Raw genomic sequence first — 296 nt, 5'->3', positions numbered from 1 at the left:
AAGGCCGGGCGCGGCCCGGTGCGCGCCGGGGATGTCGCCGTCGACGCGCGGACCGCCGAACGGGCCGGGCTGCGGGTCGGCGACCGCACGCGCGTGCTGATCCAGGGGCCGTCGCAGGACGTCACGGTCGTGGGCATCGTCGACCAGGGCAGTCTCATGGGCGCGACCCTCGTCAGGTTCGACCAGGCGACCGCGCAGCGGCTGCTGCTGGGGCCCGGCCGGTACTCCGACGTCACGGTCGAGGCGAAGAGCGGAGTCGCCGAGACGGCGCTGCGCGACCGGGTCGCGCGAGTGCT

At 76.0% G+C, this 296-nt stretch carries 1 protein-coding gene; it reads left to right on the top strand.

Annotation, left to right across the window (positions count from 1 at the left end; translation table 11 throughout):
- Positions 1 to 18: 18 nt before the first annotated feature.
- Positions 19 to 296: ABC transporter permease (locus ACFFNX_RS52325; protein WP_378213938.1), on the top strand; the 278-nt coding region annotated here is incomplete at its 3' end.

It is taken from the genome of Actinoallomurus acaciae (assembly GCF_042429965.1).
In the GTDB taxonomy this organism is placed as follows: Bacteria; Actinomycetota; Actinomycetes; order Streptosporangiales; family Streptosporangiaceae; genus Actinoallomurus; species Actinoallomurus acaciae.
Note: the sequence above shows the minus strand (reverse complement) of the source record. Positions and strands in the feature narration are given on the sequence as shown.